The 10,291-nt window shown below is 74.1% G+C and carries 5 protein-coding genes; 4 read left to right on the top strand and 1 reads right to left on the bottom strand.

Annotated features, from left to right (window positions below; all coding sequences use genetic code 11):
- The 3 genes from ABT160_RS45325 to ABT160_RS45315 all read left to right on the top strand — a co-directional run.
- Positions 1-458 (top strand): ricin-type beta-trefoil lectin domain protein (locus tag ABT160_RS45325; RefSeq protein WP_351655834.1); only part of this gene is annotated, 458 nt, incomplete at its 5' end.
- A 145-nt stretch (positions 459-603) separates the two neighbouring features.
- Complete coding sequence (locus tag ABT160_RS45320; protein ID WP_351655832.1) at positions 604-3,915, top strand: right-handed parallel beta-helix repeat-containing protein; 3,312 nt, start codon at positions 604-606, stop codon at positions 3,913-3,915.
- On the top strand, positions 3,912-5,156 hold the full coding sequence (locus ABT160_RS45315) for a S8 family serine peptidase (protein WP_351655830.1): 1,245 nt from the start codon (positions 3,912-3,914) through the stop codon (positions 5,154-5,156). Before ABT160_RS45320 ends, ABT160_RS45315 begins: the two co-directional genes overlap by 4 nt.
- Before the next feature lie 61 nt (positions 5,157-5,217).
- Here the strand turns inward: ABT160_RS45315 and eccCa are convergent, their stop codons facing one another.
- Positions 5,218-9,231, bottom strand: coding sequence for a type VII secretion protein EccCa (eccCa, locus tag ABT160_RS45310; RefSeq protein WP_351655828.1), 4,014 nt, complete (start codon positions 9,229-9,231; stop codon positions 5,218-5,220).
- Positions 9,232-9,635: 404 nt separating this feature from the next.
- Between eccCa and eccD the strand changes: the two genes are divergently transcribed.
- Positions 9,636-10,291, top strand: a 656-nt coding sequence (gene eccD / locus ABT160_RS45305) for a type VII secretion integral membrane protein EccD (RefSeq protein ID WP_351655826.1), incomplete at its 3' end; no start/stop codon positions are given.

Here is a 10,291-nt window from a genome sequence, read left to right as displayed (position 1 = left end):
CGCCGAAGGCGCCGAGCCCCCGGCGCGAGTCCGCGCCGAAGAAGCCGGCCCGTGCGAAGTCCGGCGTGACGTTCAGCGGGCCCGTGTCCTTCCGCAGCCACCTCTCGGGCCGCTGCCTGGACGTGCCCCGTGGGGACTTCGGCGACGGCAAGCAGCTGTTCGTGTGGGACTGCAACGGCGGCGGCAACCAGAAGTGGCGGTTCGCCTCCGACGGCACCATCCGCATCAGCGACAAGTGCCTGGACGTGGCGGGCGCGAACTACAACGACGGCACGCCCATGCAACTGGCCTGGTGCAACGGCAACGCGGCGCAGCAGTTCACCCTGAACCCCGCGCACGACCTGGTCAACACCGTCGTCGGCAAGTGCGTGGACATCAAGCAGAACAACCGTGACAACGGCGCCTGGGTGGTCCTGTGGACCTGCAACGGCGGCGACAACCAGAAGTGGAGCACCTGACCGGGACGCCGGTCACCCGCAGGACGCCCCGGGAGCCCGAGGGCCCCGTGGACGAGGCATGATGGCATCGTCGGCACACCGGCACGGGCGACCCGTCACGACGGGACGGCCGGTCAAGCAGCCGTCGCAGCAAGGAGGTTGGTGCGTGTCGCGCCAGGTATTGTCGGTCGGCCCCAAGGACCGTTATCGGACGATCGGCGAGGCGCTCGCCGTGGCCCGCACCGGTGCGCTCATCAGCGTCCGCCCGGGGACGTACCCGGAGAACCTGGTGATCCAGACCAGGGTCACGCTCAGCGCCGCCGAGGGCCGGGGCACGGTGGAGGTACGGCCCAACGCGGGCAGCGCGCTCGCGCTGCGGGCCGACGCGGTGATGCTCTCCGAACTGACGCTGCGCGGCGGTGACCCGGAGCTGCCCGCCGTGGACGTGCGGCGCGGACAGGCGGCGCTCGACGGCTGCGAGGTGGTCGGAGCCGCGTGGACCGCGATGCTCGCCGGGGGCACCGGCTCCCTCGCCCTGCGCGACTGCCGGGTGAGCAACCCGCAGGGCGCGGGCGTCGTGGTCACCTCGACCACGCCCACCACCCTGGAGTCCTGCACCCTCGAACACCTCGGCACCAGTGGCCTGGTCATCTCCGAGCAGGGCGAGGCCCGGGTGCGCGACTGCACGATCCGCGACGCGCGGGGCAACGGGGTGCTCGCCAACGGTGACGCCCGCGGCAGCCTGGAGGACTGCGACATCTCCTCCACCGACAAGCCCTCCCTGGCCCTGGAGCAGAACTGCTCGGTCTCGGTGGTGCGGACCGTGGTCCACGACACCAGCACCGGCGTGCACCTGAGCAGCTCGGGTCGTACGACGCTCGACGACGTCCGCGTCACCGGCGCCTCCGGCAACGGCATAGCCCTGGCGGCGGGCACCGACCCGGTGCTGCGCCGCTGCCGCGTCTCGCGAGCACGCGGCCACGCGGTGCTCGTCACGGACCGGGCGCGCGGCACGTTCGAGGACTGCTGGGCCGACGGCGCGCAGGGCGCGGCTGTACGGGTGGCGGGCGCGGCCTCCCCCGCGCTCACCGGCCTGACGGTGCGTGATTGCGAGGGGACCGGGCTGCTCCTGGAGGAGGGCTCGGCGCCGGAGCTCGACCGCCTCGAAGTGATCGGCGGCGCGCCCGCGGTCGCGGTGACCGGTGGCGCCAACCCGGTGCTGCGCAGGGCCCGTCTGGTGGAGCCGTCGGGCGACGGGATCGTCGCCTCGCGGGAGGCCCGGGGCCGGGTCGAGGACTGCGAGGTCGTACGGCCCAGGGGCGCGGGCGTCCGGGTGGCGTCCGGGAGCAGCCTGTACGTGGCCGGGGGCGGGGTCTCCGACGCCGGCGCGAGCGGCCTGGTCGTCGAGGACGGCGGCAGTGTCACCGTGCGCGACTTCCGTGTCGAGGGCTCCGGTGAGGACGCCGTCGTGGTCGCCCCGGGCGGTGAACTGACCGCCAACCGCACGGCGGTGCACGCCGCCAGGGGCCACGGCTACGTCGTGCGCGAGGGCGCGCTCGCCTCGCTCAGCGGCTGCGAGGCGGGCGGCGGCGCCCAGGACGGCTTCCGGATCGAGTCCACCGCGCCCGTGTCGCTGGTCAACTGCCTGGCGCGGGAGAACGAGGGCGCCGGCGTGGTGCAGACCGCACCGGGCGACCGGCTGGCCGTCGAGGGCCTGAACAGCACGGGCAACGGCAAGCGCGACGCCTGGGGGACCGGCAGCGCCGAGAACACCGACCCGGCCGGCTCCGGCGCGGCCGACGGCCCCGCGCCCGACCGCGCCGACGGCCCGCTCGGCGCCCTGAACGCGCTGATCGGCCTGGAGAACGTCAAGCAGCAGGTCGGCACGCTGGTCAACCTCACCCAGCTCGCCCAGCGCCGTGAGCAACTCGGCATGTCCGCACCGCCGATGAGCAGGCACCTGGTCTTCGCGGGCCCGCCCGGCACGGGCAAGACCACCGTGGCCCGCCTCTACGGCGCGATCCTGGCCGAGCTGGGGGCGCTGCGCAGCGGCCACCTCGTGGAGGTCTCGCGCGCGGACCTGGTCGCCCAGATCGTCGGCGGCACGGCGATCAAGACCACCGACACCTTCCAGCGGGCCCTGGGCGGAGTGCTGTTCATCGACGAGGCGTACACGCTCACCGCCGACAGCGGCAACGGCGGCGCCGACTTCGGCCGCGAGGCGGTGGACACGCTCCTGAAGCTGATGGAGGACCACCGCGACGACGTGGTGGTGGTCGCCGCCGGGTACTCCCGGGAGATGGACTCCTTCCTCGGCTCCAACCCGGGCCTCGCGTCGCGCTTCTCGCGCACGGTGGAGTTCGAGAACTACTCGGTGCCCGAACTGGTCGCCATCATGGTCACCATGTGCGCCCAGCACCAGTACGAACTGGGCGAGGGCACCGCCGAGGCGCTCGCCGCGCACTTCGGCGCGATGCCCAGGGACGCGGGCTTCGGCAACGGCCGCGCCGCGCGCGGGGTGTTCGAGGAGATGGTGGACCGCCAGGCGGTCAGGCTCGCCTCGCAGGCCCAGGTCGGCGAGCGCGACCTGCGGCTGCTGCTGCCCGAGGACGTCTCGGCCGCGGCCGCCGCCTCGGTCGCCGAGAGCGCCGTGCCGGCCGACGACGCGCTGACCCGCCTGGGCGACATGATCGGCCTCGCCGAGGTCAAGCGGGACGTCTCGGACCTGGTCAACCTGATCACCACGTCCCGCCGCCGGGCCGCGGCGGGACTGCCCGCCCCCTCGCTCAGCCACCACCTGGTCTTCACGGGGCCGCCCGGCACCGGCAAGACGACGGTCGCCCGGCTCTACGGCGAGATCCTCACCCAGCTGGGCATCCTGGAGCGCGGCCAGCTCGTGGAGGCGGCCCGCGCCGACCTGGTCGGCCGCTACATCGGCCACACCGCCCAGCTGACCCGCGAGGTCTTCGAACGGGCCAGGGGCGGCGTGCTGTTCATCGACGAGGCGTACACGCTCACCCCGCGCGGCGGCGGCGCCGACTTCGGGCAGGAAGCGGTGGACACGCTCCTGAAGCTGATGGAGGACCACCGCGACGAGGTCGTCGTCATCGTCGCCGGGTACACCGACGAGATGGAGCGCTTCCTGGCCTCCAACCCCGGCCTGTCCTCCCGCTTCCCGCGCCGCATCGCCTTCGCCGACTACTCCTCCGACGAACTGGTCACCATCGTCAGGGCCCAGGCGGCGGGGATGGGCTACGAGTGCGGCCCCGGCACCGGCCCGCTGCTCAAGGAGTACTTCGACACGCTGCCCCGCGACCGTACCTTCGGCAACGCCCGCCTGGCCCGCCAGGTGGTCGAGTCGATGGTGACCCGCCAGGCGGGCCGGCTCAGCGCGGTGGCCGCGCCCAGCGTGGACGACCTGCGGGCCCTGCTGCCCGCCGACCTCGCCCCCGTCGCGTCCAAGGCGGTCCCGCGGTGAGGCCGGGCACCCGGAGGACGGCCCGGCTGGTGTCCTGCACCGCGGTCGCCGCCGCCCTGCTGCTGCCCGTCGCGGCGCCCGCCCAGTCGGTGACGCCCGGGCGCGTCCCGGTGGCCGACGGCAAGAAGGGCCAGCAACTGCCCGCCATGCCGACGGCGTTCGAGCCGACCGCCCGGGACGCGGCTTGCACCCCGCCCTCGAAGGAGAAGGCCAGGAAGCAGGACTGGTCGCGCCAGCGCCTCGACCTGGACCGGCTGCACCGGCACGGCACCGGCACCGGCGTCACCGTCGCCCTGGTCGACACCGGAGTGGCGCCCAGGGCCGCCGGTCTCGAAGGCCGGGTCACCGCCGACGGCGACGCCGGGGACGACTGCGTCGGGCACGGCACCTTCCTCGCCGGGCTCATCGCCGGTACGGGAGGGGACACGCCGTCCCTCGCGGGCGTGGCACCCGGGGCGAGGATCCTGGCCCTGCGCGGCACCGACCGGCGCGGTGTGCCGGACGCGGCCCTCGTCGCCGCGGCGGTACGGCGGGCGACGTCGGCCCGTGCCGGGGTGATCGCGGTAGGGGTGGCCCTGCCCCGCCGGGACGCGGCGGTGACCCGGGCGGTCGCCGACGCGCGCCGCGCGGGCGCGGTCGTGGTCGCGGCCGCCGCGCCCGACCCCACGTCCCGCGTCGGCGGCGACGAGGTGCCCCCGCGCACCTACTGGCCGGCGGGCGAGCCCGGTGTCCTGGCGGTCGCCGACATGCTGCCCGCGGGCGTCCGTCCCGACCGGGCCCTGCGTACCGACGGCGTCGACCTGGTCGCCCCGGGCGCCGGGGTCGTCTCCGGCGGCCCGCGCGGCGACGGCCACTACCTGGGCGGGGGCGTCGGGGTCGCCACGGCGTACGCCGCCGGTGCCGCCGCGGTCGTCCGCGCGGCGCACCCCGGCGAGGCGCCCGACGTGGTGGCGCGCCGCCTGCTGGCCACCGCCTACCCGGCGGACATCCCGCAGCTCGACGCGTACGCCGCGGTCACCACCGTCCTGGGCGCTCCCGGCGGACCCGCCGCGGGCGAGCGGGCCGGCGAGCCCGTGACCGTCCGGGACACGGCGTCCGCCGACCGCGCGGCGAGCCGGGCGCTGGTGATGGTCCTGCTGGGTTCGGCGGGCGTCCTGGCGCTGCTGTGGGCCGGTTTCGCCTTCTCCCGGGGGCGTGCCCGGGGCTGGCGCCCTGCGGGTGCGGCGGCGGCCGAGGACTGAGGAGCGGGAGCGTTCCGTACGCGTGAGGGGGGCCGTCCCAGAGACGGCCCCCCTCAATTACTCACGGCGTCCCGGCCTCCTCCACCAGCGCCGTCTGCATCAGGCGCGGCTTGCGGCGGGCGATGTGCAGGGCCCGGCCCGGCGGGAGGTTGAGCGGCTTGGCGTTGCCGAAGAGGCGGCCCTCCGTGGGCGGGCAGGACAGCAGGACGGCCGGGTTGTTCGCTTCGTCGAGACGGCGGATCAGCCCGTCGCTCAGACCGCGCCCGGCGCCCATCGCGCTGCGGGCGACCACCAGGTGCAGGCCCATCTCGAAGCCGAGGGTCAGGCTCTCGAAGAGCGGCTCGAAGGGGCTCTGGAAGGAGTTGCCCGCCACCATGTCGTAGTCGTCGACCAGGAGGAACAGTCGCGGTCCGGTCCACCAGTCGCACTGGCGCATGCGGGCCGGGGCGATGTCGGCCCCCGGCACCCGGGTCTTCATCGCCTGGGCCGCGCCCTCCAGGGTCTCCTTGAGGTTGTCCAGGGAGATCACGTGCCCGATGCGGTACTCCTCGGGGACGGCGTCCACGAGCGTGCGGCGGTAGTCCACCGCGATGACCTTCGCCTCGTTCGGGGCGTAGCGGGTGGTGATGCCCCGGGCGACGGCGCGCAGCAGGTTGGTCTTGCCGCTCTCGGTGTCGCCCACCACGATCAGGTGCGGGGTGCGGCTGAAGTCGTGCCAGACCGGTTCCAGGGCCTCCTGGTCGATGCCGAGCGCCAGGCGCATGCCGCCGCCCTCGGTCGCTTCGGGCGCGGGCAGTTCGGCCAGCGGCAGCCGGTGCGGGAGCATGCGCACCTGCGGTGCCGAGGGTCCCGTCCAGTGCCGGGAGACCTCCGAGACCAGGTGGGCGACGCCGTCGCCGAGGTCGTCGAGCGAGCCGCTGCCGTCCAGGCGGGGCAGCCCGGCGAGGAAGTGCATCTTGCTGTCGGCGGTGATGCCGCGGCCGCCGGTGCGCGGTACCGCGCGGGCCTTGCGGGTGTCGATCTCGGAGTCCATCGGGTCGCCCATGCGCAGTTCGAGGCGGGTGCCCGACTGGTCGCGGACCTGCGCGGACAGCTCCACCCAGCGGGTGGTGGTGATGAGCAGGTGGATGCCGTAGTTGAGGCCGCGTGCGGCCAGTTCGTTGAACTTGGGGATCAGGTCGTCGTAGTCCTGGCGGACCGTGGACCAGCCGTCGACGACCATGAAGACGTCGCCGAACGGCTCGCCGGGGAACTCGCCCGCGGCCCTGCGGCGGCGGTAGGACTGCATCGAGTCCAGGGTGTGGTCGACGAAGAACTGCTCGCGGTGGGCGAGCAGGCTCATCACCTCGGCGACGGCCCGGTGCACCCGCTCGGGGTTGAGCCGGGCCGCGACCCCGCCGACGTGGGGGAGCGCGGCGAGCTGCGAGAGGCCGCCGCCGCCGAAGTCGAGGCAGAAGAACTGCACCTCGGCGGGCGTGTGGGTGAGCGCCAGGGCGGCGATGAGGGTGCGGGCGAGCGTGGACTTGCCGCTCTGCGAGCCGCCGGCGACGGCGATGTGGCCGCCCGCCCCCGACAGGTCCACGACCAGGGGGTCGCGGCGCTGCTCGAAGGGCTTGTCGACCAGGCCGACCGGGACGCGGAGCTTGCCGGTGCCGTGCCAGGCGGTGGCCGTGAGCCCGCGGCCGGGCTCGGGGGCGAGGCCGGGCAGCAGGGCGTCCAGTGGCGAGGGTTCGTCCAGCGGGGGCAGCCACACCTGGTGGGCGGCGGGGCCCGAGTCGCGCAGCCGGTCGAGCGCCACGTCGAGCAGTGCCTCCTCCTCGCCGGTCTCCTCGGCCTCCGGCTCGGGGTCGGGCGCGGCCTCCAGGGTGCGCGGGACCACCCAGCCGCTGGTCCACGGGGCGACCTGGCTGGCCACGCGGGCCTGTGCCACGGCCCCGGTGCGGCGCTGGTAGGTGCCGGAGGAGTAGGCGGCGCGGAAGCGGGTGAGGGACTCCACGCCGGACTTGAGGTACCCGCTGCCGGGCTGGGCGGGCAGCTCGTAGGCGTCGGGCACGCCGAGCACGCCCCGGCTCTCCATGGCCGAGAAGGTGCGCAGGCCGATGCGGTACGACAGGTGGGACTCCAGCTGGTGCATCCGGCCCTCGTCGAGGCGCTGCGAGGCCAGCAGCAGGTGGACGCCGAGGGAGCGGCCGAGGCGGCCGATCATCACGAACAACTCCATGAACTCCCGGTGCGTGGAGAGGAGTTCGCTGAATTCGTCGACCACCACGAAGAGGCTGGGCAGCGGTATGAGTTCCGTACCGGCCGCGCGGGCGCGCTCGTACTCCAGTGCCGAGGTGTAGTTGCCCGCCGCGCGCAGCAGCTCCTGGCGGCGGATGAGCTCGCCGTGCAGGGCGTCCTGCATGCGCTCGACCAGGGCGACCTCGTCGGCCAGGTTGGTGATGACGGCGGAGGTGTGCGGCAGTTCCTCCAGGCCGAGGAAGGTGGCGCCGCCCTTGAAGTCGACCAGGACGAAGTTCAGCGTCTCGGAGGAGTTGGTCAGGGCGAGGCCGAGTACGAGGGTGCGCAGCAGCTCGCTCTTGCCGGAGCCGGTGGCGCCGATGAGCATGCCGTGCGGGCCCATGCCGCCCTGCGCGGACTCCTTGATGTCCAGCTCGACCGGGCGGCCGTCGACGCCGACGGCGATGGGCACGCGCAGTCGGGCGGAGCCGGTGTTCCGCTCGAAGAGCGTGCGCGGTTCGTGCCGGTGCAGGTCGGGGATGCCGAGCAGGGTGGTCAGCTCGACGTCGCTGTCCAGCGGCTGGGCGATGTCGGTGGCCAGGCTCATCCGGCGCGGGGTGAGCAGCCGGGCCAGGGACTCCGCGCCGAGCGGGCCGAGCCGGTCGGGGCGGCCCAGTGCTACGGAACGTTCCTTGCGGCTGCGGTCGGTGCGCACCAGGTTGACCCGGCCGGTGCCGACGGTGAGCCGCAGGGTGTTGCGGCCCGGGCGCCAGCGCAGCGCCCCGGAGACGTCGAGGACCAGGGCGTTGCGGTAGCCGTGGCCCTCCCAGCGGTGTCCTTCGGGGACGGTGACGCCGTCCAGGACGACGACGGTGTACGGCTCGTCGCGGCCGGCGCGCGCGTCGGCGTCGAAACCGGGGCGCTCGGCGAACTCGGCGCCCAGCAGGTCGTCGAGCTCGTTGAGGTCGGCGGTGATCCGGCGGGCCGGGCCCGCGCCGTCCTCCTCGAAGGGGTCGAGCACGTGGGGCAGCCACTTGACCCACTCCCAGTCGGGCCGTCGCTCGTCGCTGACGCACAGGGCGAGCCACAGCTCCTCGGGGGCGTGGAAGGTGGCGAGTTGCCCGAGGACGGCCCGTACGAGACCGCGCAGCGCTTCCTCGGCGGCGGGTTCCTCCGCCTCCGCGAGGTCGTCCTCGGGGCGCAGCAGCACCCGGGCCGAGGAGGGCAGGTACAGGCCGAGGGGCTGGTCGGGGATGGTGGAGTAGGCGCGGATGAAGCGGCGCAGCGCGTGCGCGCAGAGGGGTTCGAGGTCCTCCACCGGGCGGGTGGAGACCGGTTCGAGGCTGAGGGCGAGTTGCTGTTCGCCGACCGCGAGGCGCACCTCGCCGAAGTCCTCGTCGGCCGGGCGGCGCTCCCAGAGGCGCGAGGTGCGGGCCAGCGAGCGCAGTGAGGCGGGCTCGGGGTGGCGCCAGGCCAGGGCGCGCTGCTGCTCCACGATGGTGGCCCTGACCCGCTTGCGGGTCTGCGCCAGGTAGCGCAGGTAGTCGCGGCGCTCGCCCCTGAGGCGCTGCTTGCGCTCGCCGGAGCGGCGCATCAGCTGTCCCAGGAGCATCGCACCGGCGGAGAGCGCCATGACGCCCATCGCCAGGTACATGAAGACGCCGTTCCCGCCGCCGGGGCGCAGGAACATCAGCATCATGGACACCGACATCAGGGCCATCGGCAAATAGGTCCATATCGCCGAGTTGTCCGGCACGGACTCCGCGAGGACCGGCGGCTCCTGGAGGGTCAATTGGCCCTCGGGCATCTCGGGTCCGCGCCGGCGGGCAGGACGGCGGAACAGCACCACGCTCAAGGGACAGAACCTCCGGTTTCACTGGCCTCGCGGCCCGTACCGAATACCCACGCACCCGGTCGCGGGAATCACCGCACCACGTCCATTCTCCGGACGGCGCGGACGACGGTGAACTCCGCGTGAATGTTTCGAGCGGACAGCGGGGTACGGGCAACTCCCTTGGGGAACAATTGCGTCCCGGACCGGAGCCCGGTCCGCAGTACGAACCGCCGACCGTAGGCAGTAGTCTGCATTCACGGAACGCACCCTGTCCACGCGGGAGTGGTGAGCGCGGGGTGCGCGGACACAATTCCGTTGTGCGGGAAGGCGGTTCTCTTCCGTACGACTGCGCCGTACTGTTCACAAACTCCCCTTTCGGGAAGTTCCTCCTGCCAAAGCCCCCACGGAAGACGAGAGTTCAGCTGATGACCGACAGCGCGGTGGCCGAAACGTGCCGCCTGACCGTACGTGCGCCGAGCCTCTCCGTCGACCTGGCCGTCCCCGCCGACGTACCGGTCGCCGACCTGCTGCCCACCCTGCTGCGCTACGTCGGCGAAGAGGCCGAGGAAGCCGGACTCGACCACGCGGGCTGGGTCCTCCAGCGGCTCGGTGACGCACCCCTGGACGAGGAGACCACCCTCCTGCGCGCCGGTCTCTCCGACGGCGCCGTGCTCTACCTGCGCCCGCACACCGAGGCCCTGCCCGAGGCACGGCTGGACGACCTGGTGGACGGCATAGCCGACACCGCCGGGCGCCGGCTGCACACCTGGCACCCCGGCGCGGCCCGCGGCCTGCTGGTGGGCACCTGCGTGGCCACCGTGGTCACCGCGCTGGTGCTGGTCTTCTGGCCGGGCGTCGGCACCTCCGGCTCCGTACGCGCCGCGTGCGCCGCCGTGGCCGGAATCCTGCTGCTGGCCGGGGCCGGCTCCGCGAGCCGCGCGGTCGGCGACCGCCTCTCCGCGACCGCGCTCGGCCTGCTCGTCGCCCCCTGCCTGGCCCTGGCCGGGTGGGTGCTGCCCGGCGGGGAGCTGACCGGCCCGGACGCGGCACGCGTCGCGGGCGCCCGGCTCCTCGCCGCGGG

The organism is Streptomyces sp. NPDC001941 (assembly GCF_040296945.1).
In the GTDB taxonomy this organism is placed as follows: Bacteria; Actinomycetota; Actinomycetes; order Streptomycetales; family Streptomycetaceae; genus Streptomyces.
The sequence above is the reverse complement of the archived record's forward strand: the minus strand, read 5'-3'. Positions and strand labels throughout refer to the sequence as shown.